This is a genomic window from Candidatus Rokuibacteriota bacterium, from assembly GCA_030647435.1.
Taxonomy (GTDB): Bacteria; Methylomirabilota; Methylomirabilia; order Rokubacteriales; family CSP1-6; genus AR37.
In genome coordinates, this window is the sequence record JAUSJX010000131.1 from 1 (window position 1) to 25,094 (window position 25,094).

21 protein-coding genes, 5 tRNA genes and 1 other RNA gene are annotated in these 25,094 nt (G+C 67.0%); 13 read left to right on the plus strand and 14 right to left on the minus strand.

Annotated elements, in window-relative coordinates:
• The 7 genes from dnaX to Q7W02_22650 all read right to left on the minus strand — a co-directional run.
• On the minus strand, positions 1 to 1,479 hold a 1,479-nt coding region (gene dnaX / locus Q7W02_22620; GenBank protein ID MDO8478938.1), incomplete at its 3' end, for a DNA polymerase III subunit gamma/tau.
• A 244-nt stretch (positions 1,480 to 1,723) separates the two neighbouring features.
• Positions 1,724 to 1,988: signal recognition particle sRNA large type (ffs, locus tag Q7W02_22625), an RNA gene on the minus strand.
• 166 nt (positions 1,989 to 2,154) lie between these two features.
• Positions 2,155 to 2,244 (minus strand) — tRNA-Ser (locus tag Q7W02_22630).
• A 96-nt stretch (positions 2,245 to 2,340) separates the two neighbouring features.
• Positions 2,341 to 2,432 (minus strand) — tRNA-Ser (locus Q7W02_22635).
• 7 nt (positions 2,433 to 2,439) lie between these two features.
• Complete coding sequence (gene tadA / locus Q7W02_22640) at positions 2,440 to 2,940, minus strand: tRNA adenosine(34) deaminase TadA (protein ID MDO8478939.1); 501 nt, start codon at positions 2,938 to 2,940, stop codon at positions 2,440 to 2,442.
• Between the two features lie 18 nt (positions 2,941 to 2,958).
• Positions 2,959 to 3,035: transfer RNA gene (locus Q7W02_22645), tRNA-Arg, on the minus strand.
• A gap of 3 nt (positions 3,036 to 3,038) precedes the next feature.
• Positions 3,039 to 3,132, minus strand: a tRNA-Ser gene (locus Q7W02_22650).
• Positions 3,133 to 3,242: 110 nt separating this feature from the next.
• Here Q7W02_22650 and Q7W02_22655 point away from each other — a divergent pair.
• Entirely contained in the window at positions 3,243 to 5,009 is a 1,767-nt protein-coding gene (locus tag Q7W02_22655; protein MDO8478940.1) for an ABC transporter ATP-binding protein/permease, read from the plus strand.
• An 84-nt stretch (positions 5,010 to 5,093) separates the two neighbouring features.
• Here the strand turns inward: Q7W02_22655 and Q7W02_22660 are convergent.
• The 7 genes from Q7W02_22660 to dnaA all read right to left on the minus strand — a co-directional run bounded on the left by Q7W02_22660 (position 5,094) and on the right by dnaA (position 15,158).
• Positions 5,094 to 5,183, minus strand: a tRNA-Ser gene (locus tag Q7W02_22660).
• A 9-nt stretch (positions 5,184 to 5,192) separates the two neighbouring features.
• On the minus strand, positions 5,193 to 6,482 hold the full coding sequence (serS, locus tag Q7W02_22665) for a serine--tRNA ligase (protein ID MDO8478941.1): 1,290 nt from the start codon (positions 6,480 to 6,482) through the stop codon (positions 5,193 to 5,195).
• Between the two features lie 172 nt (positions 6,483 to 6,654).
• On the minus strand, positions 6,655 to 9,093 hold the full coding sequence (gyrA, locus tag Q7W02_22670; GenBank protein ID MDO8478942.1) for a DNA gyrase subunit A: 2,439 nt from the start codon (positions 9,091 to 9,093) through the stop codon (positions 6,655 to 6,657).
• Positions 9,094 to 9,108: 15 nt separating this feature from the next.
• Positions 9,109 to 11,487 carry a DNA topoisomerase (ATP-hydrolyzing) subunit B gene (gene gyrB, locus Q7W02_22675; GenBank protein MDO8478943.1) on the minus strand — a complete coding sequence of 793 codons (2,379 nt, stop codon included), beginning with the start codon at positions 11,485 to 11,487 and terminating at the stop codon, positions 9,109 to 9,111.
• Positions 11,484 to 12,563, minus strand: coding sequence for a DNA replication and repair protein RecF (gene recF, locus Q7W02_22680; protein MDO8478944.1), 1,080 nt, complete (start codon positions 12,561 to 12,563; stop codon positions 11,484 to 11,486). Before recF ends, gyrB begins: the two co-directional genes overlap by 4 nt.
• 24 nt (positions 12,564 to 12,587) lie before the next feature.
• On the minus strand, positions 12,588 to 13,685 hold the full coding sequence (dnaN, locus tag Q7W02_22685) for a DNA polymerase III subunit beta (GenBank protein MDO8478945.1): 1,098 nt from the start codon (positions 13,683 to 13,685) through the stop codon (positions 12,588 to 12,590).
• 162 nt (positions 13,686 to 13,847) lie between these two features.
• Complete coding sequence (dnaA, locus tag Q7W02_22690; protein ID MDO8478946.1) at positions 13,848 to 15,158, minus strand: chromosomal replication initiator protein DnaA; 1,311 nt, start codon at positions 15,156 to 15,158, stop codon at positions 13,848 to 13,850.
• Positions 15,159 to 15,499: 341 nt separating this feature from the next.
• On the opposite strand from dnaA, the gene rpmH reads away from it, so the two are divergent.
• From rpmH to atpG, 12 genes are all read left to right on the plus strand, one after another.
• The gene (rpmH, locus tag Q7W02_22695) at positions 15,500 to 15,634 is read left to right on the plus strand and encodes a 50S ribosomal protein L34 (GenBank protein MDO8478947.1); all 135 of its coding nucleotides are present in this window, start codon (positions 15,500 to 15,502) and stop codon (positions 15,632 to 15,634) included.
• A 10-nt stretch (positions 15,635 to 15,644) separates the two neighbouring features.
• The gene (rnpA, locus tag Q7W02_22700; GenBank protein MDO8478948.1) at positions 15,645 to 16,010 is read left to right on the plus strand and encodes a ribonuclease P protein component; all 366 of its coding nucleotides are present in this window, start codon (positions 15,645 to 15,647) and stop codon (positions 16,008 to 16,010) included.
• Positions 16,007 to 16,261 (plus strand): membrane protein insertion efficiency factor YidD, encoded by a 255-nt coding sequence (gene yidD, locus Q7W02_22705; protein MDO8478949.1) that lies wholly within the window; start codon positions 16,007 to 16,009, stop codon positions 16,259 to 16,261. Before rnpA ends, yidD begins: the two co-directional genes overlap by 4 nt.
• Before the next feature lie 16 nt (positions 16,262 to 16,277).
• On the plus strand, positions 16,278 to 17,942 hold the full coding sequence (yidC, locus tag Q7W02_22710; protein ID MDO8478950.1) for a membrane protein insertase YidC: 1,665 nt from the start codon (positions 16,278 to 16,280) through the stop codon (positions 17,940 to 17,942).
• Positions 17,943 to 17,978: 36 nt separating this feature from the next.
• Entirely contained in the window at positions 17,979 to 18,641 is a 663-nt protein-coding gene (gene rsmG / locus Q7W02_22715; GenBank protein MDO8478951.1) for a 16S rRNA (guanine(527)-N(7))-methyltransferase RsmG, read from the plus strand.
• Between the two features lie 79 nt (positions 18,642 to 18,720).
• Positions 18,721 to 19,485, plus strand: a complete 765-nt coding sequence (locus Q7W02_22720; GenBank protein ID MDO8478952.1) for an AAA family ATPase — start codon at positions 18,721 to 18,723, stop codon at positions 19,483 to 19,485.
• A 73-nt stretch (positions 19,486 to 19,558) separates the two neighbouring features.
• Positions 19,559 to 20,332: a ParB/RepB/Spo0J family partition protein gene (locus Q7W02_22725; GenBank protein MDO8478953.1), complete on the plus strand. Its 774-nt coding sequence runs from the start codon at positions 19,559 to 19,561 to the stop codon at positions 20,330 to 20,332.
• 18 nt (positions 20,333 to 20,350) lie between these two features.
• Positions 20,351 to 21,448 (plus strand): tRNA 2-thiouridine(34) synthase MnmA, encoded by a 1,098-nt coding sequence (gene mnmA / locus Q7W02_22730; protein MDO8478954.1) that lies wholly within the window; start codon positions 20,351 to 20,353, stop codon positions 21,446 to 21,448.
• Between the two features lie 76 nt (positions 21,449 to 21,524).
• Positions 21,525 to 22,112 (plus strand): F0F1 ATP synthase subunit B, encoded by a 588-nt coding sequence (gene atpF / locus Q7W02_22735; protein ID MDO8478955.1) that lies wholly within the window; start codon positions 21,525 to 21,527, stop codon positions 22,110 to 22,112.
• 5 nt (positions 22,113 to 22,117) lie between these two features.
• Positions 22,118 to 22,663, plus strand: a complete 546-nt coding sequence (atpH, locus tag Q7W02_22740) for an ATP synthase F1 subunit delta (protein ID MDO8478956.1) — start codon at positions 22,118 to 22,120, stop codon at positions 22,661 to 22,663.
• 1 nt (position 22,664) lies between these two features.
• A complete protein-coding gene (gene atpA, locus Q7W02_22745) occupies positions 22,665 to 24,191 on the plus strand; it encodes a F0F1 ATP synthase subunit alpha (GenBank protein MDO8478957.1) in 1,527 nt (508 codons plus the stop codon).
• Between the two features lie 12 nt (positions 24,192 to 24,203).
• Entirely contained in the window at positions 24,204 to 25,082 is an 879-nt protein-coding gene (atpG, locus tag Q7W02_22750; protein ID MDO8478958.1) for an ATP synthase F1 subunit gamma, read from the plus strand.
• The last annotated feature ends 12 nt before the right edge of the window (positions 25,083 to 25,094 follow it).

A 25,094-nucleotide genomic window follows, 5' to 3' on the forward strand; every position in this document is an offset into this window, starting at 1 on the left:
GATCTCGCGGTTGGCGCGGTCGTTCAACATCTCGCGGTGGAAGGGACTCGCGACGAGCCCGATGGTCAGCACGGGGCCCTCGAGCCTCAGCGGCACGCCGTGCTGGACGACCGAGCCCAGGAGCGCCTTCTTCTTCAGAATTTCTTCCACCGCGCGGGCCCATCCCTCTCCGAGATCCGCCGCGGGCTCCGCCGGCGCTTCCTTCGGTGGCGCGGGCGCGAGGGCGGGGGATGTGGGGGCGCTCGCTCCGGAGACCGGCGGGGGTACGGCGACGCGCTTTGCTGACGCATCGAGCAGGCTCGGCTGGGCTGCCACGGGCCGCGCGGCGGGTGCGCCCCGTAGCCGGCTCACCGCCTCGTCCACTTTCGCGATCAGCGCCTCGATGGCCTGGGGCTGGGGCCGGCGCGCCGCGCGCACGGCTGCGATCTCGAGCTCGACCCGCGGGTGCGGCGAGCGGCGCATCTCGGTGTCGGCCTCCATGAAGGCGCGCAGGAGATAGATCAGCTCGTCGGCGCTGACCGGCTCGGCGGTGGCCGCGAGCGCGTCGCGCTCGGCTGCCGTGAGATCGGCGAACGGCGCGTCGGGGGAGACCTTGATGACGAGGGTCCGGCGCGCCGCTTCCACGACCTCGCGGCAGAGCCAGGCAAGGTCTTCTCCGTCGCGCGCGGCGCGGTCGATAGCCTCGAGCGCGCGGGCACCGTCGCGCGCCAGGAGCGCCGCGAGGAAACCGCGCACGTGGACCGGCGCGGAGGAGCCGAGGAGGCGTGCCACGCTCGACTCGTCGAGCGCGCCGCCGCCGTAGGCGATGGCCGTGTCGACGAGCGACAGCGCGTCCCGCAGGCTGCCCTCGGCCGCGCGTACGAGAAGCGGCAGCGCGCCGGGCTCGAATCGGACGCCTTCCTTCGTCAGGATCTCCGTCAGCGTCGTTGTCAGCAGCTCAGGGGGGATGGGCCGGAAGTCGAAGCGCTGGCAGCGCGAGAGCACGGTCGCCGGGATCTTGCGCGGATCCGTGGTGGCAAGCACGAAGACCACGTGGGCCGGCGGCTCCTCCAGCGTCTTGAGGAAGGCGTTGAACGCCGGGCCGGAGAGCATGTGGACTTCGTCCACGATGTAGATCTTGAAGCGCCCGCGGGCCGGCGCGTACTTGACGTTCTCTCGGAGCGTGCGGATGTCGTCGACGCCCGTGTTCGACGCGGCGTCGATCTCCATCACGTCCATCGGGGCGCCCGAGACGAAGTCCAGGCAGGAGGGGCAGGCGCCGCAGGCCTCGGGCCCGGTGCGATTCGTGCACGACAGCGCCTTGGCCAGGAGACGCGCCGTCGTGGTCTTGCCGACGCCCCGAGGGCCCGTGAAGAGGTACGCATGCGCCACGCGGCCCGACGCCAGCGCGTTCTGCAGCGTGCGCGTGACTGGATCCTGCCCCACGACGGCCGCGAACACCTGCGGCCGCCACTTCCGCGCCAGCACCTGATAGCTCATTGGGCGCAGAGTTGCCGCGTTGACGGCTCGAATCCACTGCGGAGCAACGAGAGTGCAAGATCCCCTGGTGGGGGGGAATACGGGAGAGGAGCGGCAGGATGCGCTCCCCCCCGTTGCTCAATAAGAGCGGTGGGGGGGGCCGGGGGAGGAGCGGCGCTCGCTCCCCCCCGGAACCAATTGATCAAGAGCGGTGGGGGGGGCCGGGGGAGGAGCGTTGCTCGCTCCCCCCCGGAGCCAATCAAGACCGTGCACCCGCCATCGAACCGCCCGTCCCGCGATCTCCAAGCGGAGCCGGCTCCGGTCAGGTACTCCCACGGCACACGAGCGAAACGCCTTACCGTTGCTCCCTTCCGGGTCTGGCGGGATTCGACGCGGCTCGTTGCGTGGGGCCCAACCTTCAACACCGTCCCGCGAGGCTCATTCGACACGAACGGCCCTCAAGAGGGAATTCAACCCCGCTATAGCGGATTGCGGGTTACAGGGCACCGCTACCTCCCCGTCTAGCACGGCCCACCTTTGTCGGCTGCCGATAAGGGCCCATCTGCTTCGTTGGCGCCGTCGGCCGCACGCTCAACGTTGAGAGACTACGCCTCGCGTGCGGCCTTCCGGCGCCGCCTCGCATCTGGGCTCTTCTCGCCAACCGACGTGACCTCGGACGCTTCACAACCAAAATAATGGCGGAGGGGGTGGGATTCGAACCCACGGTACAGTTGCCCGTACACGGCATTTCCAGTGCCGCACCTTCGGCCACTCGGCCACCCCTCCCCGATAAAGGCCATCTCACGACGGAACTCCCCGACCCTCGGGCGCCTTCGCGGAGCGCAGGCGCCTCGAGGTGCAAAATCAAAAACCGAAATTTAATGGCGGAGGGGAGAGGATTTGAACCCCCGAGGGACTTGCGCCCCTATCCGATTTCGAGTCGGACGCCTTCAACCGGGCTCGGCCACCCCTCCGCGCCACTTACGCTCTTTTCTTTTGAAAGAACCCGCTCAGGAGCGCTCCGCACTCCGCGCTTCGCACCCCGGCCACCACCGTCACCTGGTGGTTCAACCGCGGGTCGTCCAGCAGCCGGTACAGCGTCCGCGCGGCGCCCGCCTTCGGATCCGCCGCGCCGTAGACGACGCGCGCGACGCGCGCGTTGAGTGCGGCGCCGCAGCACATCGGGCACGGCTCCACCGTCGTGTAGAGTTCGGCGCCGGCCAGCCGGTAGTTGCGAACCGCCTGCACCGCATCTCTCAACGCGACGATCTCCGCATGCGCGGTCGGGTCGGACGCCGCGATCACCCGGTTGTGCCCGCGGCCGATGACCCGGCCGTCCAGCACCACCACGGCGCCCACCGGCACTTCGCCGGCCGCCTCGGCGCGCCGGGCTTCCTCCAGCGCCAGCCCCATGCGCCGCGCATCCTCGGCTTCGGTCGTGTCCATTCCCGCCACGTTGGTCATGGGCAGGGGGACGGACATCCGTCCCCCTGCCCGCGATGGTGCGCCCTAGAGGAGTCGAACCTCTGGCCTTCGGATTCGTAGTCCGACGCTCTATCCAACTGAGCTAAGGGCGCGTCTGGCGGAGAGGCCGGGATTCGAACCCGGGACAGAGGTTTTGCCCCTGTAACCGCTTAGCAGGCGGCTGCCTTCGGCCGACTCGGCCACCTCTCCGTACAGTCAAGCCCACAGAGTATAAGGCATTCGCGACCCAGCGACTACCCAGAACCTCCATCTCAGCCTATGCTTGCCCAATGAACCCCAACCAGCCGGGAGAACCCACCATGAGTCGCCTCCGCCGACTGCTCAAGAACGCCTGGGCGCTAACCCGGCCGTACTGGTTCTCCGAGGACCGCTGGGCGGCCTGGGGGCTGCTCCTGGCCGTCGTCACGCTGAATCTCGGCATCGTCTTCATCAACGTGCTGCTGAACAAGTGGAACAACACCTTCTACAACTCGCTCCAGGACAAGAACTACGACGTTTTCGTCCAGCAGCTCTTCCGCTTCACGTGGCTGGCGGGCAGCTACATCATCGTGGCCGTGTACCAGCTCTACCTGAACCAGATGCTCCAGATTCGCTGGCGGCGTTGGCTGACCGAGCGGTACCTCGGGGAGTGGCTCAGGGACACGGCGTACTATCGCATGCAGCTCGCCGGCGGCGAGACCGACAACCCGGACCAGCGCATCGCCGAGGACCTGCGGCTCTTCGTGACCGGCACGCTGGTGCTCGCGATCGGGGGCATGCGCGCCGTGGTCACCCTGGTCTCCTTCCTCGCGATCCTCTGGGGCCTCTCCGGCGCGGTGACCCTGCCCGTCGGCGGCTTTCTCGTCACCATCCCCGGCTACATGGTCTGGGCAGCCCTCCTCTACGCGATCGTCGGCACGTGGCTCACCGACCGCATCGGCCGGCCCCTGGTACGCATGAACTTCGACCGACAGCGATATGAGGCGGATTTCCGCTTCGGCCTCGTGCGCTTCCGCGAGAACACCGAGGGCGTGGCCCTGTACCACGGCGAGCCCGACGAGTTGCGGAATTTCAGGACCCGCTTCGGCTCGGTGGTCCGCAACTGGTGGGACATCATGCGCCAGCAGAAACGGTTGACGTGGTTCACCGCGGGCTACGGCCAGGCGGCGATCATCTTTCCCTTCGTGGTGGCGGCGCCTCGGTACTTCCGGGGCGAGATTCCCCTGGGCGGGCTCGTGCAAACCGCCTCGGCATTCGGCCAGGTTCAGGATTCCCTGTCGTTCATCGTGTCGTCGTACACGGACATCGCCGAGTGGCGTTCGGTGGTCCAGCGGCTCGTGGGCTTCGAGGAGGCGCTCGACCGGGTGCGCGCCCAGGCCGGCGCCCGCGACGGAATCCGGCGCGAGGCCGGCGACGCGCCCACGCTGGCCGTCGAGAACGTCGACCTCGCCCTGCCCGGAGGCACCGCGCTCATCTCGGGCGTGAATCTCGCGCTCGCGCGCGGCGAATCGGCGCTTCTCTCGGGACCGTCCGGCGCCGGAAAGAGCACGCTCATCCGGGCCATCGCGGGGATCTGGCCGTTCGGTCGAGGCGAGATCCGTGTCCCGCTGGGCCCCATGCTATTCCTGCCCCAGAAGCCCTATCTGCCCATCGGGACACTCAGAGAGGTCATCAGCTATCCGACGCCGGCGGCGGGGCTGCCCGCGGGAGAACTGCCCGCGGGAGAACTGGACGACCAGGTCCTGCGCGAGGCGCTCGAAGCGGTGGGCCTGCCGGAGCTCGCCGGCCGCCTCGACGAGGCCGGGCACTGGGCGCTGCAGCTTTCCCCGGGCGAGCAGCAGCGAATCGCCTTCGCCCGCGCCCTCGTTCAGAAACCCGACTGGCTCTTCCTCGACGAGGCAACCTCCGCGGTGGACGAGGCCGCGGAAACGCGGCTCTACCAGCTGGTCCGTGACCGCCTGCGCGGCACGGCCGTGCTCAGCATCGGGCACCGCAGTTCGCTCCGCGCCTTCCATGGCCGCCAACTCGTTGTGAAGCCGAACGGAAGCGCACCCGCGTCCATCGTGGAGGTGTCCGTCACGTCGTGAGCGCCCAACGATGCTCTCGCCCACGGTCAACATGGCTTGGCCAGGTTGAGGATGCCATGTTGAGGATGAATGACAAATGATAATTGGCGGAGGGGGAGGGATTCGAACCCCCGACCCCTTGCGGGATTCCGGTTTTCAAGACCGGCGCCTTAAACCAGACTCGGCCACCCCTCCGCAGCACAATCACGCGGGCCCGATCCGCTCGAACCCGCCCATGTACGGCTTGAGCGCCGCCGGCACCGTCACGGAGCCGTCGGCTTCCTGGTAATTCTCGAGGACCGCGATCAGCGTGCGTCCCACGGCCAGTCCCGAACCGTTCAGCGTGTGGCAGAACTCGGGCCTCCCGCCGCCGTCCGGCTTGTAGCGGATCTCCGCGCGTCGCGCCTGGAAGGCGCCGCAGTCCGAGCACGAGGAGATCTCGCGGTATTTCCCCTGTCCCGGCAGCCACACCTCGACGTCGTAGCTTTTCGTCGCCTGGAACCCCATGTCGCCCGCGCAGTGGAGCACCACGCGATACGGGATCTCGAGGCGCTTGAGCACCTCCTCGGCGTTGCCGACCATCCCCTCGAGCTCCGCGGGCGACTGGGCCGGCGTCGTCACCTTGACCAGCTCGACCTTGTCGAACTGATGCTGGCGGATCATCCCCTTCATGTCCTTGCCGTACGTGCCGGCCTCGCGCCGGTAGCAGGGCGTGAAGGACACGTAGCGCCTGGGCAGTGTCCCCTCCGGCAGCGTCTCGCCCGTGTGGAGCGCCGTCACCGGCACTTCAGCCGTCGGGATGAGATAGAGCGTGCGGTCCTCATCCGGCTCGACGGTCTTGAACTGCTGCTCCTCGAACTTGGGCAGGAGCCCGTTGTTCTGCACCGTCGTGGCGTTCACCAGGTGCGGCACCCAGACCTCGGTGTAGCCGTGCTCGCGGGTGTGCAGATCGAGCATGAAGTCGGCCAGCGCGCGCTCGAGGCGGGCGAGCGGACCCCACAGCACGACGAAGCGGGCCTTGGCGATCCGCGCGGCGCGCTCGAAGTCCATGAGTCCGAGCGCCTCGCCGATCTCCTCGTGGGGCTTTGGCGCGAACCCGAACTCGCGCGGCGCGCCCCAGCGGCGGACCTCGACGTTCTTGTCCTCCGTCTGCCCGGGGGGAACGGACGCGTCGGGCAGATTCGGGATCTGAAGGAGCAGGCGCTCGATCTCCGCGTCCACGGTCTTGAGCTCAGCCTCGAGCGCCTTGATCCGCTCACCCACCTCCCGCATGCGCGCCTGCGCGGCGGCGGCATCCTCGCCGCGGCGCTTGGCCTGGCCGATCGCCTCCGAGGCCTTGTTGCGAAGCGCCTTCAGGTCCTCGCTCTCCCGCACGAGCCGCCGGCGCTCGGCATCCTGGGCGAGGACGGGCCTGATCAGCTCGGCGCCGCCACGGTCCGCCAGGCCGCGCTCGACGGCCTCGGGATTCTCGCGGATCAGCCTGATGTCCAGCACGTCTGAAGCCCCCTCACTTTTCTCAGCCCTCGCCTCGCCGCTCTCCGAGCCTACGGCTCGGTAGCCGCGTCTCAGCTCGAACTGCCGCCCTCTCCCCTAAGGGGAGAGGGGAACTCTCGTGAAACAAAAGAGGCCGCCCGCAGGCGGCCTCGTGCCCCCGATCGGGGTGACGCTATGACTCGGGCGCCGCTACTTGCTCTGCCTCGACGCGCGCGACGCTGCCCACGCGGTCCTCGGCGTCCAGGTCGATGATGCGGACTCCCATGGTATTCCGCCCCTGGCTCGTGATGTCGTCGCCGTGGATGCGGATCATTTTGCCGTTGGTGGTGATGACCAGGATGTCGTCACCCTCGCGGATCTGCAGCATCCCCACCACGGAGCCGTTGCGCCCCTCGGTCTTGATGTCGATGATGCCCTTGCCGGCGCGGCCCTGCAGCCGGTACTCGTCGAGCGGCGTGCGCTTGCCGTAGCCGCGCTCGGTGATCGTGAGCACGGTGGCGCCTTCCTGCACGACCTCGGCGGCGATGACCTGGTCGCCCTCGTCAACGTCGATCCCGTGCACCCCGCCGGCCGTCCGCCCCATGGGCCGGACGTCTTCCTCGGGGAAGCGGATGATCATGCCGACCTTGGTCGAGAGCAGGACCTCGCGCCGACCGTCGGTACGCCGCGCGGCCATGACCTCGTCGCCCTCGTCGAGGTCGATGGCGAGGATGCCGCCCGCCCGCGGATGCGAGAAGGCGACGAGCTCGGTCTTCTTGACCGTCCCGCGCTTGGTGGACAAGAAGACGTAGCCGCCCGACGCGAAGTCGCGCACGGGGACGCACGTCGCGACCATTTCCCCCTCGGCGAGCGAGAGCACGTTGACCATGGCCTTGCCCTTCGCCTGGCGGCCGCCCTCGGGGATCTCGTGGACCTTGAGCCAGTGGACCTTGCCCTTGTTCGTGAAGAAGAGGAGGTACGCGTGCGTCGAGGCGACGAAGAGGTCCTCGACGATGTCCTCCTCCTTGGTCTCCATGCCGGTGACGCCCTTGCCGCCCCGCTTCTGGCTTCGGTACGCCTCCACGTGCGTCCGCTTGATGTAGCCGGAGCGCGTGATCGTGACGACCATCTCCTCGTCGGCCAGCAGGTCCTCGATCGTCAGATCCGCCGTCTCTTCGAGGATCTCCGTGCGCCGATCGTCGCCGAAGTCGTTCTTGAGCGCCGCGAGCTCGTCCGTGATGATGCCCATCAGCCGCTGCTCGGAGGCCAGGATGCCCTTGAGGTCGGCGATGAGCGCCAGCGTCTGCTCGTGCTCCTCCACGATCTTGTGGCGCTCGAGCTGGGTCAGCCGCTGCAGGCGCATGTCGAGGATGTGCTTCGCCTGGATCTCGGACAGGTCGAGGCGCCGCATCAGGGCGTCCTTCGCTGCCTCCGGATGCTCCGCCTGCCGGATCAGGCGGATGACGAGGTCCAGCTGATCGATGGCCTTGCGAAGGCCTTCGAGGATGTGCGCCTTCTCTTCCGCACGCGCGAGATCGTACTTCGTCCGCCGCGTGACGACCTCACGGCGAAAGGAGATGAATTCGGTCAGCATCTGCTTGAGTGTGACAACTAGCGGCCGCCGGCCGACCAGCGCCAGCATGATGATGCCGAAGGTCGTCTGCATCTGCGTGTGCTTGTAGAGCTGGTTGATGACGATCTGCGGCATATCCCCGCGCCCCAGCTCCAGCACGACGCGGATTCCCTCGCGGCTCGACTCGTCGCGGCGCTCGGAAACGCCCTCGATCTTCTTGTCGCGGATGAGCTCGCCGATCTTCTCCATCAACGTAGCCTTGTTCACCTGGTAGGGCAGCTCGGTGATGATGATGGCCTCGCGGCCGCCGCGCAGCTTCTCAACGTGGGCCTTGGCCCGCAGCGTGATGATGCCGCGCCCGGTGGTGTAGGCCTCGCGAATCCCGGCCCGGCCGTAAATGAAGCCGCGCGTCGGGAAATCCGGCCCCGGGATGACCTTCATCAGGTCGTCGACCGTGACGTCGGGGTTCTCGATCAGCATGACGAGCGCGTCCACGATCTCCGTCAGATTGTGCGGGGGGATATTGGTCGCCATGCCGACGGCGATTCCCGAGGATCCGTTGACGAGGAGGTTCGGGATCCGGGTCGGGAGGACAACGGGCTCCTGCTCGTTCTCGTCGTAGTTGGGGACGAAGTCGACCGTGTCCTTGTCGATGTCCGCGAGCATCTCGTGGGCGATCTTGGCCAGCCGTGCCTCGGTGTAGCGCATGGCCGCGGCCGGATCGCCGTCGATCGAGCCGAAGTTCCCCTGCCCGTCCACCAGCGGATAGCGAAGCGAAAACTCTTGGACCATCCGCACGAGCGTCTCGTAGATGGCCGAGTCGCCGTGCGGGTGGTACTTGCCCATGCAATCGCCGACGATGCGCGCCGATTTTTTGTAGGGCCGGTTCCAGGCCACCCCGAGCACGCTCATGGTGTAGAGCACGCGCCGGTGTACCGGCTTGAGGCCGTCGCGGATGTCGGGCAGCGCCCGGCCGACGATGACGGACATGGCGTAGTCGAGGTACGACTTCCGCATCTCCTCTTCGATCGGGACCGGGGTCAGGCGCTCTGGGCTCATGCGGGTCTTTGGAGGCTAGATGTCGAGGTTGACCACGTCGAGGGCGAACTTCTCGATGAACGCGCGCCGCGGCTCAACGGCGTCGCCCATGAGGATGGTGAAGATCTCATCGGCCCCGACCGCGTCGTCCATCGTCACCCTGAGGAGGGTGCGCTTTTCGGGGTTCATGGTCGTCTCCCAAAGCTGCTCGGGGTTCATCTCGCCCAACCCCTTGTAGCGCTGGAGCGAAACCCCTTCCTTGGCGAAACCCATGATCGTCCCGATGAGCTCTTCCAGCGTGCGCGTGGTGACTTCCTTGCCGCCGTCGTCCACCACGGTACACGGCCCCTTGTGGAGGGCCGCGATCTCGCCGTGGCACTCGAAGAGCTGTCCGTAGTCCGGCGACTTCAGCAGATCCGGGCTGAACGCGACCGGCTGCGACCCGGCGACGTGGATGACCGCGGCGTCGCCATTGTCGCCGCCGACGAGTTGAGCGCTCCATCCCTCGATCTCGCCCGCGACCTCGGCGACCGCCGCGCCGATCTCGGTGTCGCCCACGCCGCGCTTGGTGCCCTTGAACTTCTTCCTCAGCAGCCCGTCGAGGATGGCCGGGGGCACGCCGCGGCGCGCGAACTTGGCGAAGAGCCTCCGGAACTCAAGCGCGCGCTTGAGGGCCTCGAGCAGCGCCTCCTCCTTGAGCGGCTGGGTCTTGCCAGGGATCTTCACGGTCGCCTTCTCAACCCACTGGGAGAGAAGGAACTCCTCCATCTCGCGCTCGCTCATCAGATACCGCTCCGCCTTACCCTTCTTGACCTTGAAGAGCGGCGGCTGGGCGATGAAGAGCCGTCCCGCCTCGATGATCGCCACCATGTGACGGAAGAAGAAGGTCAGCAGAAGCGTCCTGATGTGCGCCCCGTCCACGTCGGCGTCGGTCATCAGGATGACCTTGTGGTAGCGGAGCTTGGAGATGTCGAATTCTTCGGGCCCGATTCCCGTCCCCAACGCCGAGATCAGGAGCCGGATTTCCTGGTGCGAGAGGACTTTGTCGTAGCGCGCTTTCTCGGCATTGATGATCTTGCCCCGCAGCGGCAGCACGGCCTGGACCTTCCGGTCGCGTCCCTGCTTGGCCGAGCCGCCGGCCGAGTCGCCCTCCACGAGGAAGATCTCGCGGAACTGTGGATCCCGCTCGGAGCAGTCGGCGAGCTTGGCCGACAGCCCCTCGTCGTCGCGCCCGCCCTTGCGCGTGAGCTCCCGCGCCTTGCGGGCCGCCTCACGCGCCTGCGCCGCGCGCACGCACTTGTCGGCGATCTTCCTCGCCGTCGTCGGGTCTTCCTCGAAGGCCTCGGCCAGCCGGTCGTTGACGATCTGCTGGACCAGACCCTTGACTTCCGAGTTCCCGAGCTTGCTCTTCGTCTGCCCCTCGAACTGTGGATCCGGGATGCGCACCGAGACGACGGCCGTCAGACCCTCGCGCACGTCATCGCCCGTGACCGCTCCCTTGAATGTCTTGAGGTAGCCCTGCGCCTGGGCATAGGTCGATATCTGGCCCGTGAGCGCGGCGCGGAAGCCCGTCAGGTGCGTCCCGCCTTCGCGCGTGTTGATGTTGTTGGCGAAAGAGAAGACGCTCTCCTGGTAACCGTCGTTGTACTGCAGCGCCACCTCGACCTCGATGTTGTCCTTCTTGCCCTCGAAGAAGAGCACCTTGGGGTGGACGGGCGTCTTGTTCTGGTTCAGGTGCTTGATGAACTCGATGATGCCGCCCTTGTAGAGGAACGTGTGCGTGCGCTCATCGCGCTCGTCCTCGATGACGATCTTGAGGCCCTTGTTGAGAAAGGCCATCTCGCGCAGGCGGTTCGACAGCGTGTCGAAGGAGAACGCGGTCTCCTCGAAAATCTTCACGTCGGGCTTGAAGCGAATGACGGTGCCGTGCTTCGAGGTCTTCTCGCCCGGCGCGAGGTCGCCCTGAGGCGCGCCATACTCGTAGCGCTGCGTCCAGACCTTGCCGCCCCGCCGGCTCTCGAGCTCGAGCCACTCGGAGAGCGCGTTGACCACCGAGATGCCGACGCCGTGCAGGCCCCCCGACACCTTGTACGCGGAGTGCTCGAACTTGCCGCCGGCGTGGAGCACCGTGAGGACCACCTCGGCCGCCGATTTGCCCGTCTCCTTATGCGTGTCCACCGGGATGCCGCGCCCGTTGTCGCCGACCGAGCACGAGCCGTCGGAGTGGAGAATGACCTTGATGCTGTCGCAGTAGCCGCCCATGGCCTCGTCCACGGCGTTGTCCACCGCCTCGTAGACAAGGTGATGGAGCCCGTAGGCGCCCGTGTCCCCGATGTACATGGCTGGGCGCTTGCGGACGGCCTCGAGCCCCTCGAGGACCTTGATGTCGCTCGCGGTATAGGTTTCGGCGCTCACGCCGTCCCCCCGACAACTGCGCCCATGGATTCAGCCACGATGCCCCCTTTCACGTCCCACCATGCCGCGCCGCCCGCCTCGGGCAGCCCCGGCTCCGCGGTCGTCAGAAAGACCTGCCCGCTCCGGGTGGCGTGCCGCAGCACGCGCCCCTGCACGTCGGGATCGAGCTCGGACAGCGCATCGTCGAGCAGCAGGACGGGCGGGCTCCCGACGGCGACCTCCACCGGCCCGGCCTCGGCCAGGCGCAGCGCCAGCACCAGGAGCCTCTGTTGGCCGCGCGAGCCGAAATTCCGCATGTCGTGACCGTCCAGCTCCACCGCGAGATCGTCCCGGTGCGGTCCGACGAGGGTAGACCGCCGGCGCATCTCGTCTTCACGGCGCGCCGCCAGCGCTTCGAGAAACTCCCCTTCCGTCGCCGCCGAACCAAGCGCGGACCGATACTCGAGTCGGACCGTCTGGTCCGTCCCCGCCAGCTCCGGATAGAGGCTCGCGACTTCGCCCTCGAGGGCGGCCACGGCCTGGCGCCGCCGCGCGAGGATTTCGACTCCGGTCTTCGCCAACTGCTCGTCCCAGGGCTGGAGTTGCTCATACTGCCCGCGCTGGAGGAGGAGGTTGCGCCGCCCCAGGATCTGCCGGTAGCGATTGTGGGCCGCCGCATGCGCCGGATGAACCTTGGCCGCAAAGCCGTCGAGAAAGTTCCGCCGGGCCTGGGGTCCGCCGGTAAGAATGGCCAGATCCTGCCAGCCGAAGGGGATGGCGCGCGCCCACGGGCACCCCTCGCCCGTCACGACCCACCCGCCGTCCTCGCGCTGCGTGACGCCGCGCCGGATCTCGCGCATGACATTGCCGCGCACCACGGCTCCGCTCAGCGACGCCCCGTCGGCTCCCCAGCGGAGAAGATCCGCAGGCTTTGCGCCGCGGAAGGAGCGTCCCACGAGCAGGAGCCCCATCGCCTCCAGGAGATTGGTTTTCCCCTGGGCGTTGGGTCCGCTCAGGACGTTGAGGCCGGGGGCGGGACTGAAGGAGAGAGAACGATAACTACGGAATTCAGCGATCGTAATCCACTGGATGAGCACCCGATCTCTGCCCCCATGAGAATGTCAAATTCTCATAGGCATGATAACACAGAGCGATCCTTCCTCCTCGAAGCTTTTGATAATTCCGGGACTCAATCCGTCCTTGAGCTCCATCACGACCTGCTCCGCCCCCTGCGCGCCCAGAGCGTCCAGCACGTAGCGCGAATTAAATCCGATCGTCATCTCCTCCCCTGCGTACGGCACCTCCATCTGCTCCTCGGCTTCGCCGAAATCCGGGCTGTAAGCGGTGAGCTTCAGCAACCCCGGGGAAAGCGTGAACTTCACGGGCTTGGTCCGCTCCTCCGACAGCACCGACACCCGCCGGAGCGCCGCCGTCAACGCGCCTCGGGAGACCGTAATCCGATGCGGATGCGCCTTCGGAACGACTTGCTCGTAGTTCGGGAACGTGCCCTCGATGAGCCGCGCCATCAGGAGGACGTTGGGCATCTGCAAGATGAACTGGTTCTCGCTGATGGCCACCTGGACGTCCTCGCCGGAGCCGACGATGCGCGCGATCTCCTGCACGGCCTTGCGCGGCACGATGCCCGAGACTGCCGCCCCCGCGCTCGCCAACGGCCGCACCGCCAGCGCGAGCCGGTGGCCGTCCGTGGCTACGATCCTGATCTCACGTTCCTGCACGGCGAAGAGCACCCCGTTCAGCGCGTAGCGACTCTCGTCGTGTGAGACCGCAAAGATCGTCTGCGCCAGCATATCCCGCAAGAGCTTGCCGTCGAGCGTGATCCACGCCGCCGCCGCTGCCCCCGTTGCCACGGCCGGGAAATCCGCCGCGCTCAGGCCGACCAGCTTGTACGAGGCCCCGCCGCACCGCAGCGCGACCCACGCATTGTCCTGGACCTTCAAGGTGAGCGGCGCGGCCGGCAGCTCCTTGACGATCTCGAGGAGTTTTCGCGCCGAGAGCGTGATCGAGCCGGCCGACGGAACCTTGGCCGGCACCGAAACCCGCGCGCCGACCTCGAGGTCGGTCGCGGTCAGCCGCAGCGTCTCCCCTTCGCTCTCGAGCAGCACGTTCGCCAGAATCGGCAAGGTCTGCCGAGGCTCAACCACGTTGTGAACCATCTGGAGACCCTTGAGGAAGGCATCCCGGTCCACATGGACTTCCATGTCAATCTCCGTTGTTGGAGGAAGAAAGAGAGAAGGTCGTCGTCATAGTAGACGTCGTGGCGGTGGACGCTGTGGACGACGCGCAAGGGGCTGATACGCCAGAAGATGAACCATCCACGGCTCGGTGGACAACGCCGCGCGGACCATGGGGACGACGGTGGATCACAGGGTAATCCCCTGGGTGAGCGCGTCGATGGTCTGTTTGAGCTTTGGGTCTTCCTGGATCAGGAGCTGAAGCTTGGAGACCGCGTGGATGACTGTCGTATGGTCTTTACCGCCGAAGGCGCGCCCGATATCGCTGAGCGACGAGTGAGTCAGCTGGCGCGAGAGGTACATGGCGATCTGGCGCGGGAAAGCAACCGACTTGGTGCGGTTCTTGGCGCGCATGTCCGAGAGCTTGATCCCGAAGAACTCGGCGACCTTCCGCTGGATGTGCTCCATGGTAATGACGCGCTCCTCCTCGCCCCAGAGATCGGCCAGGACCTCCTGGGCGAGCTCCACGCTCATGTCGCGGCCGGAGAGCGAGCAGAAGGCGATCATCCGGGTGAGCGAGCCTTCGATCTCTCGGATGTTGGCCTTGATGCGGCCGGCGATGAGGTAGGCGACGTCGTCCGGGAGGCGGACCCGCTCGATCTCCGCTTTCTTCTTGAGGATCGCGACCCGCGTCTCGAAGTCGGGCGGCTGGATGTCGGCGATCAGGCCCCACTCGAAGCGCGAGCGGAGGCGCTCTTCGAGGTCGGGGATCTCCTTGGGCGCCGAGTCGGAGGACACGACAATCTGTTTGCGGGCCTCGTAGAGGTCGTTGAACGTGTGGAAGAACTCTTCCTGGGTCCGCTCCTTGCCCGAGATGAACTGGATGTCGTCGATCAGGAGCAGGTCGATGGTGCGGTACTTGGCGCGGAACTCCGCCGTCCTGTCGTAGCGGATGGCGTTGATGAGATCGTTGGTGAAGCGTTCCGACGAGAGGTAGAGGAGGCGCAGATGCGGATAGAGCCGGGCGATCTGGTGACCGACCGCGTGGAGGAGGTGGGTCTTGCCCAAACCCACTCCGCCGTATATGAACAGCGGGTTGTAGGCGCGCGACGGCAGCTCGGCGACGGCCTGGCAAGCGGCCTGGGCGAACTGGTTCGAGTTGCCGACCACGAACGAGTCGAAGGTGTAGCGGACGGAGAGACCCGGTGCCGCGACGGGCGGCGCGCTTTCATTCGGCTCGGCGGCGGGAGAAGGAGCCTCGCGGTCGATGTCGAGCGAGACGCGCGGGTTGCCGCCGAGGACTTCGCGGGCCGCGGCTTGGAGCGATTCGGTGTGGTGCTGGTGGAGCCAGTCGCGCGTGTACGTGTTCGGCGCGGCTATCTTGATGTGGTCGCCCTCGACGGCCGTCAGCCGGCATGGGCGGAGCCATGAGTCGAGCGCCGCCGGGGGTACCTTGGTCGCCAAGGCGATGAGCATGCGGCTCCACAGGGATTCGAGCATCGCTAAAGTCGCACGGGAACGGGGCTGAAATGAGTTACACACAGAGTTATCCACAGGTGTGGATAACGGAGGGTGCTACCGTGACCGCGGTGTGTTGCGAGCGAAGCAAGCGAAGCCGACAGCCTACGTGTCATCTGGTTCGGATGAAAGCGCAGCAGCAACCTCACGTGATGCGAGCCGCTTCCCCGGCGTGTCTCCGGCCATTCCGAAAATCGCGGGAAGCGAGAGGACGGCACGTTACCACATCGCGAAACACGCTCGCAAGAGGGTCCGTGCCTTGACTTGCCAGAGGGCCGTCAGTACACTACGCGGGTTCAACGACCGACGGAAGGAGTTTCTCCATGAAGCGGACGTACCAGCCGAACAAGCGCCGCCGGAAGAAGACGCACGGATTCCGGGAGAGGATGAAGACACCGGGCGGGCGGAAGGTCCTCAAGCGCCGCCGCGCGAAGGGACGCAAGCGTCTCACCGTCTAACGGTGCTGTTGTGAGCCGAGCCGTCGGGGCGCTCGGACTTTCCCGGGATGCCCGCCTCAGGCGCGCCAGTGAGATCCAGGCGGTCTTTCAGCAGGGCCGGCGAGAGGAGCGGCGCGCCTTTGTGCTTCTGTGGGTGCCGCGCGGCGGTCCTGCGCGCGCAGGCTTCGCGGTGAGCCGGCAGATCCGGGGCGCCGTCCGGCGCAACCGCGCGCGGCGGAGGCTCCGCGCGGCGTACCGCGGGCTCGGGCCGGCGAAGCTGCGTGGTGTGGACGCGGTTTTCGTGGCGCGCGCATGGGCACTCGAGGCGCCGATCGACGAGCTCCGGGCCGAGATGGCGCACGCGCACGCGGCCGCGAGCCGGAACGCTGGCGAATGAGCGTCGGCGCTCGCATCGCCTGCGGGGTCGTGCGGGGCTATCAGCTGCTGCTGCGGCCGCTCCTGCCAGCCGCCTGCCGTTTTCAGCCGAGCTGCTCGGAGTACGCGCGCGAGGTGCTGTCCAGCCACGGAGTCATCCGGGGAGGCTGGCTGGCGCTGCGGCGTCTCGCGCGATGCCATCCCTTCAATCCGGGCGGGTATGATCCGCCGCCCGATGCGCTGACACGCCCGAGTGAGGGGCGTCGATCTTGAAGAAGACGCGGGCCTGATGGAGAAGCGAGCGATCATCGCAGCCCTGCTGATGGCGGGGCTCCTCATCGCGTACCAGACGTTCTTCATGCACTCGCCTGAGACTCCGCCGCCTCCCAAGGCGGAGGCGCCCGGACCGAAGCCTGTCGCCTCTCCTGCTCCAGTCCCGGCGTCGACCCCGGCAGCGGCCGCAGTGCCGTCGCCCGTGCCTGTGGCGGCAGTGCCGCTCCGGACGGCTCGGGTGGACGGGCCGCTGTACAAGGCCCAGGTCTCGAGCCGCGGCGGAGACCTGAGCGCCTGGGAGCTCGACTACCGGGGGCTCAAGCCGATGATCGTGCCGGGCCAGATGGGGCCGAGAGGGATCACCATCGAGCGCGCCGGCCAGCCGCCGCGCATCGTGGATTTCTCGCTGTCCCCCGAGGCCTTGGACCTGGGCCGGGCCGCGGCACGCGGCGAAATCACGCTCGTGGGAGACGACGGCTTCGGGCTCCGCATCACCGAGACGCTTCGCTTCCGCGCGGACGGCTACGACGTGGAGCGAGTGCTGCGCGTCGAGAACCGGGGCCGCGCCGCGCAGGCCGCGGAGATCGTCATCGGGTGGAGCGCGCCGCTCACGTGGCCGAAGGACGTCACGCAGAAATTCCAGGGGCAGCACCCGACGCGCGTCGTGCGGGCGGTCAATGGACATGCCGTGCACGAGGACATCGCGAAGATCGCGGACCTCATCGACGACGGCCAGTGGATCGGCCTCGAGAGCGAATGGTACCTGGCCGCGCTCGTGCCCCAGACGCCGGGATTCAAGCTGGCCGAGGGCAAAACTGGTGACACCGCCCTGGTCGCCGTTCGGGCCGCGCTTCCCACTCTTGAGCCCGGCAAGAGCTGGGACGGGCGCGTGCTCGTCTATGTCGGCCCCAAGGAATATGACCGGCTGAAGGCCCTCGGCTTCGGGCTCGAGAAGGCGGTCCATTTCGGCGGTTTCCCCCTGCCCCAGAGCTATGGCGGCCTGCCGATGGAGTGGATCGCCGTCCCCATCCTATGGCTCTTGCGCTGGTTCAATGGCTATACGCACAACTACGGCGTCGCCATCGTCCTGCTCACCGTGCTCACCAAGGTGATCTTCTTCCCGCTGACCATCAAGAGCCTGCGCTCGATGAAAGCGATGCAGGCGCTGCAGCCGCAGATCAACGCGCTGCGCTCCAAGTACAAGAGCGACCCGCAGCGGATCCAGCGCGAAACCATGGAGCTCTACCGGGAGCATAGGGTCAATCCGCTCGGCGGATGCCTGCCGATGGTCGTGCAGATCCCCGTCTTCTACGCCCTCTACGTCGCGCTCTCCGTGGCTGTCGAGATGCAGAACGCCCCGTTCATCTGCTTCGGCCGGCTCTTCGGTATGGATCTCTGGATCTGCGACCTGGCGGCTCAGGACCCGACGTACGTGCTGCCGATCCTCATGGGCGTGTCCATGTTCGTCCAGCAGAAGATGACGCCCACGATGGGTGATCCACGCCAGGCGAAGATGATGCTGCTCATGCCGGTCGTTTTCACCTTCATGTTCCTCAATCTGCCGTCGGGGCTGGTCCTCTACTGGACGCTTTCCAACGTGTTCCAGATCGCCCAGCAGCGCTACATGGAGCGCGGCGGAGCGCCCGCCAAGCCCGGCGCGCGCGCGCAGAAGAAGGCGTGAGCCTGGCGCTGGCCGCGGGGCCGCTCCAGTAACCGCGTGGCCCGCCCGGCGACCGACTCCCTCGAGCAACTCTTCAAGGCCTTCCCTGTTCTCCTGGGCAGAGCCGCGACGCTGGTGGAGCGCAACGCCTTCGGGCGCTACGCCGATCTGCTGATCCTCTGGAACCGGACGCATCACCTCACGGCGCTCAAGACGCGGGCGGAGATCGGGCGAGGGCTCTTTCTCGATTCGCTGCTCTTCAGGGCGTTCCTGCCTAAGGGGCCGCTTCGAGTCCTGGACATCGGAGCGGGAGCGGGGATTCCGGGCGTCCCCCTTCGCATGGTGGAGCCGGGCTTGTCGCTCACTCTTATCGAATCGAAGCGCAAACCGGTGTCCTTCCTCCATGCTCTTACCCGTGAGCTCGGCATGTCGGACATCGTGGTGTGCCATGGAAGAGCCGAGGATATAGTGATAGAAGTACCTGAATTAGAAGGAAAATTTGACTTTGTACTGACCAGAGCGGTAGGTCTTGGGGTGGAGCTGATCGAGACAGCGATGACCTACTTGAGGCCCGGGGGCAGCCTCCTTGCCTCGGGTCCTCCAGTTGTTGGAGCTGCCCTGTCGAAGGTCATGTGGAAGGGCCAGTCGGAGTGGAAGAGGGCCGAGTTTCCCAAGATAGGCATGTCTAGGACGTTCTTCATGGGGACAAAGGGCGATTGATTCTCGTTGATGGCTTCGTTATTGTTCCACGTGGAACGAGGGTTGGGCTGTTTCACGTGGAACACCGTGGGGAGGCCTTTTGGGCAGGATTATCGCGGTAGCGAACCAAAAAGGCGGAGTGGGAAAGACGACTACCGCTGTGAACCTCGCCGCTGGGCTCGGTCTGGCAGAGCGGCGGACACTTCTCATTGACCTTGATCCCCAGGGCAACGCGACGACGGGGCTGGGCGTAGACAAGGCCGGGCTCCAGCGGACCATCTACCACGTCCTCCTTGAAGGGGTGCGGATCGAGGATGCCAGAATCGGGACTGATTTAGAGTTTCTCGGGCTGGTACCTTCCGACATTGACCTCGTGGGGGCCGAGATCGAGCTGGTAGCGGCGGATGACCGCGAGAAGCGGCTGAAGCAGGCGCTGGCGCCCGTCAAGGGAAGCTATGATTTCATCATCATCGACTGCCCCCCTTCCCTGGGCCTGCTCACCCTCAATGCCCTGACCGCAGCTGACCGGGCCTTAGTGCCACTCCAGTGCGAGTACTATTCGATGGAAGGCTTGGCCCATATCCTTCGCACTATCGGCCTAGTCAAGGAGAAGCTCAATCCGAACCTTGAGATTGAAGGGGTCGTTCTCACCATGTTCGACAGCCGAACAAGTCTGGCATCCCAGGTGAAGAGCGAGGTCCAGGGGCATCTGCGAAGCCAGGTCATGCAGACGATAATCCCGAGGAACATACGGATCACCGAGGCGCCAAGCCACGGCAAGCCCATCATGCTTTACGATCTCCGCTCCCCGGGCTCAACAGCCTATCTCGAGTTGACCAAGGAGGTTCTTGCCCATGAACGCTAAGCATGGCTTGGGACGAGGCCTCGGAGCTCTCTTGTCCTCCTCCCCTGGCCCAGCCGCTGAGACAGGGGCATCCATGGTCCAGGAACTACCAATCGACAGCATAGTCGCCAATCCAAGACAGCCAAGAAAAGCCTTTGATGATAAGGGTTTACGTGACCTTTCGCAGTCAGTGAAGCGCTCCGGTGTTCTCCAGCCTGTGGTTGTAAGGCGGCATGGTCAGCAATTCGAGATCGTCATCGGCGAACGGAGATGGAGAGCTGCAAAGATGGCCGGGTTGAGTCACATCCCGGCCGTGGTCCGTGAAGCCACCGATGCTGAAACGCTTGAGCTGGCGCTCGTCGAGAACCTGCTTCGCGAGGACCTCAACCCGATGGAAGAGGCGGAAGCCTATCAGCGTCTTCTCACCGAGTTCGCGTGGACGCAGGACGAGCTCGGCCAGCGCGTCGGCAAGGACCGCAGCACCGTCGCCAATTGCCTGCGCCTGCTCAAGCTCCCCGAGCTGATTCAGGCCGATCTTCGCGCGGGGCGGCTGACCATGGGCCACGCGCGCGCCCTCCTCTCGCTCGCCTCCCCTGCCGAGCAGCTCAAGCTCCGCGAGGAGATCCTCGCCCACTCCTGGTCGGTCCGCGCGACCGAGGAGGGCGTCCAGCGCAAGCAGCGTCAGGCGCCGCGCCGCGCCGGGCGCCGCTCGGCGGAGATCGCCGCCCTCGAGGATTCGCTGCGGGAGACCCTCGCCACGCGCGTGCGGCTGGTCGGAAGCGAACGCGCCGGGCGCATCGAGATCACGTACACCTCGGCCGAGGACCTCGAGCGCCTGACCGAGCTGATCACCGGCCGCCGCGGCTAGATCGCGTAGACTGAATTTATGGCCGAGCGCATCGTCGTCGGACTCTCGGGAGGCGTCGACTCCTCGGTCGCAGCCGCGGTCCTCGTCGAGCAGGGCGTCGACGTGGTGGGCGTCACGCTGCGCGTGTGGCCGTGGCAGCCGGCCACGGAGGCGTCCCAGCGCTTCGGCAGCTGTTGCTCGCCCGCGACGGTGGACGACGCGCGCCAGGTCGCGCGCCGGCTCGGCATCCCCTACTACCTCCTGAACAGTGAGGCGGAGTTCGACCGCACCGTGATCGACGACTTCGCGCGCGAGTACGAGGCGGGCCGGACGCCCGTGCCGTGCACCGTCTGCAACCGGGAGGTCAAGTTCGGCTCGCTGCTCGCGCGCGCCCGCGCCTGGGACGCGGTGGCGGTCGCAACGGGGCACTACGCGCGGATCACGCATGATCCGGCGACGGGCCGCCATCTTCTCTGGCGCGGTGTCGACACCCAGAAGGACCAATCGGATTTTCTCTGGCCGCTCTCGCAATCCCAGCTCGGCGCCGCGCGCTTTCCCGTCGGCGACCTCACCAAGGCGGAGGTACGCGACCGCGCGCGAGCGCTGGGACTCGTCACCGCCGACAAGGCTGAGAGTCAGGAGATCTGTTTCATCCCGGACGACGACTATCGGGGCTTTCTCCGTCGCCGAATCCCGCAGGCCTTCAGACCAGGCCCGATCGTGGATGGAGGTGGCCGCGTGCTCGGCCAGCACGAGGGGCTGGCGGCGTTTACGGTTGGCCAGCGCCGCGGCCTGGGGCTCGCGACTGGGCGCACGCTCTACGTCACCGCGCTCGATCCGGCGCGCAACGCGGTGGTGGTGGGCGAGGCGCGGGAGGTCGAGGTGGACACGCTCGTGGCCGAGCAGGTCAATTGGATCGCCATCGACGGGCTCGAGGGCCCGCTCGAGGTAACGGCCCAGATTCGCCACCGCCACAAGCCCGCTCCCGCGACCATCAGGCCTTGCGGGCAGGGGGTCCTAGTGCGATTCGAGGCGCCCCAGTGGGCGCCGGCGCCGGGTCAATCGGTCGTCTTTTACCAGGGCGACCTCGTCGTGGGCGGCGGCGTTATCGCGGCCCGAAGCCACGAAGCCGCTTGACAGTTTTCCTCTCGGCGTGATACACGTCTAACGTTTGTCCCTTATTTCACAATATCTCGCAGCCGGAGAATTCACGATGCGTCGTAGCATAGCCTTCGCACGCTCTTGGGCCATCGCATGCGTCCTCGCGGGTCTCGTGCCTGCAGTAGCCTTCGCCTCAGGCGGGGGAGAGGGCGGGCTCATCAGCCTGGACAAATCCCTCATCATCCAGGCCGTCAACTTCCTCATCCTGCTAATCCTATTGACCAAGTTGCTCTACAAGCCGCTCCTGGCGAAGATGGACGAGCGCACCCAGGCCATCCAGAAATCGCTCGACGAAGCCCAGGCGGCGCGGGCCGAGGCCCGGAAGGAGCGGGACGAATTCGCCGCGAAGATCCAGGCCGCGCACGCCGAGGCGCAGGGCATCCGCGCCACGGCCCTCAAGGACGCGGCCGACGAGCAGCGGCGCCTGGTCGACGCGGCGCGCGCCGAGGCGGCACGCCTCGTCGCCAGCGCGCGGCAGGAAATGGACCAGGACGTCCGCCGCGCGCGCCAGGAGCTTCGCCAGGAGGTTGCCGACCTCGCCATCGCGGTCTCCGAGCGGCTCATCAAGAAGAGCCTCAACGACGCCGATCACCGCCGCGTCGTCGACGACGCCCTCGCTCGCATGGGCCAGAAGAACTAGCTCCGATGCGCGCCCAGGAGGGAACCGCCCGCCGCTACGCGAAAGCGCTGCACGCGGCGGCTTCCGAAGCCGGGGCAGGGGAAGCCGCGGGACGTGAGCTCGCCGCCCTTCTCGACGTTTTCCAGGCCAACCGCCAGGCCGTCGACGTGCTCGCCCGGCCGTGGATCAAGCCGGGGGACCGTCGCGCGGCCGCCCTGACGCTCGCCCAGCGGGCGGGGTGCGGCAAGCTCGTCCAGGACTTCGTGGCGCTCGTCGCCGAGCGCGGCCGCCTGGACCACCTGGCGGCCATCGTTGCCGCCTATCAAGACCTCGCGGACGCCGCCCTCGGCCGGGTTCGCGCCCAGGTCAGGACGGCCGTGGCGCTGACCGATGCCGAGAAGGACCAGCTCGCCCGGCGCCTCCAGACCGAGCTCGGCAAGCAGATCATCCTCGAGGAAACCGTGGACACGAATCTCCTGGGCGGCTTTGTCGCCCGGGTCGGCAGTCTCATTCTCGACGGCAGTCTCGACGGGCAGCTCGCGCGCATGCGCGAGCGGCTGGTGAGGGGATAGCATGATCAAGGCGGAAGAGATCAGCGAGATCATCAAGCGGCAGCTCCAGGGCTACGAGGCCGAGGTCGACCTCAAGGAAGCCGGCCGCGTCATCGAGGTGGGCGACGGCATCGCCCGCATCTACGGACTCCAGGGCGCCATGGCCGGCGAGCTGCTCCAGTTCCCGGGCGACGTCTTCGGTCTCGTGCTGAACCTCGAAGAGGATACCGTCGGCGCCGTGCTGCTCGGCTCCGACATCCTCATCAAGGAGGGCGACACCGTCACGCGCACGAAGCGCATCGCCCAGGTGCCCGTCGGCGAGGCGCTGACCGGCCGCGTCGTCAACGCCCTCGGCGAGCCTGTGGACGGCAAGGGCCCGATCGCGTCCAAGGAGTTCCGGCCGCTCGAGCGCTACGCCCCCGGCGTCGTTGACCGGGCCGGCGTCAAGCAGCCGCTCCAAACGGGACTGAAGGCCATCGATGCCATGATCCCGATCGGGCGCGGCCAGCGCGAGCTCATCATCGGCGACCGCGGCACGGGCAAGACCGCCATCGGCGTGGACACGATCATCAACCAGAAGGGGCAGGACGTCTTCTGCTTCTACGTGGCGATCGGCCAGAAGCGCTCCACGGTCGCACAGGTCGTGAAAGTTCTCGAGGACACAGGCGCCATGGCCTTCACCACCGTCGTCGTGGCCTCGGCGTCGGAGCCGGCGGCGCTCCAGTACTTGGCGCCGTACACGGGCTGCGCCATAGCGGAGTTCTTCCGGGACTCGGGCCGCCACGCGCTGTGCATCTACGACGATCTCTCCAAGCACGCTACGGCCTACCGGCAGATGTCGCTACTGCTGCGCCGGCCGCCGGGACGCGAGGCATACCCGGGCGACGTCTTCTACCTCCACTCGCGGCTCCTCGAGCGCGCGGCCAAGCTCAACGACCAGCTGGGCGGCGGGTCGCTGACGGCGCTGCCGATCATCGAGACGCAGCTGGGAGACGTGTCGGCCTACATCCCAACCAACGTCATCTCGATCACGGATGGCCAGATCTACCTCGAGTCCGACCTGTTCTACTCGGGCATGCGGCCGGCCGTGAACGTGGGTCTGTCGGTCTCGCGCGTCGGCGGATCGGCGCAGATCAAGGCTATGCGCCAGATCGCCGGCAAGCTCCGTCTCGACCTCGCCCAGTACCGCGAGCTCGCGGCCTTCGCGCAGTTCGGCTCCGACCTCGACAAGGCGACGCTCCAGCAGCTGGCCCGCGGCGGGCGCATGGTGGAGCTGCTCAAGCAGGGGCAGTACGCCCCGCTGCCGATCGAGAGACAGATCGCCATCATCTTCGCCGGCGGCCAGGGCCTCATGGACGACCTGCCGGTCGAGCAGGTGCGGCCCTTCGAGGAGTTCCTCTACCCGCACCTCGAGCGCAAGCACCCGAAGCTCCTGCCCGACATCGCGAACAAGAAGGAACTGACGGACGAGCTCCGAGACGCGCTGACGGCAGCGATCAACGAGGCGAAGGCGGAGTTCATCGTCGCGCGGGGCATCAAGGCGGCGTAAGGCTCCCGACCCATGGCGACGCTCCGGGACATCCAGCGGCGGATCCGATCCGTCCAGTCGACGCAGAAGATCACGAAGGCCATGAAGCTCGTGGCCGCGTCGAAGTTTCGCCGCGCGCAGGAGCGCATCCTCGCGGCGCGCCCGTACGCGGCGAAGATGCGTGAGCTCCTCGGAGGTCTCGCCGGACACTCTGGAGACGAGATCCATCCGCTGCTCGCGCGGCGCGATGCGGGGCGCAAGCGGCTCGTGATCATCACGGCGGACAAGGGGCTCTGCGGCGCGTTCAATTCCAACATCCTCCGCGAGTCGCTGCGCTTCCTGCGCGGGGCCGAGGAGGCTTCGGTAACGCTCGTCGTGGTGGGCAAGAAGGCCCGCGATTTCTACCGCCGCCGCCAGTTCACGGTCAAGACCGAGATGCTGGGCTTCTTCGACCGGCTGGCCTATTCCCATGCCCAGGAGCTGGCGGGCGGGCTCATGCAGGACTACCTCGCGGAGGAGATGGACGAGGTCCACCTCCTGTACAACGAGTTCCGCTCGGTCGCCGTGCAGCGCCCCGTGCGCCAGCAGCTCCTGCCGATCGAGGCCGAGGATGGCGGCGGCGAGGACGCGGGGCCGCAGGAGGAGTACCTCTACGAGCCCGGTCCCGAGGCCATCCTGGCCTCGCTCCTGCCGCGCCACGTGACCACGCAGGTCCACCGGGCGCTCATGGAGTCGGTGGCCGGCGAGTACGGCGCGCGCATGACGGCTATGGAGTCCGCGACCAAGAACGCCCGCGAGATGATCAATATCCTGACCATTCAGTACAACAAGGCCCGCCAGGAGCGCATCACCAAGGAGCTCCTGGATATCGTCGGCGGGGCGGAAGCCCTTCGCCAGTCAGTCGAAGCGTAGCGAGAAGCAGAG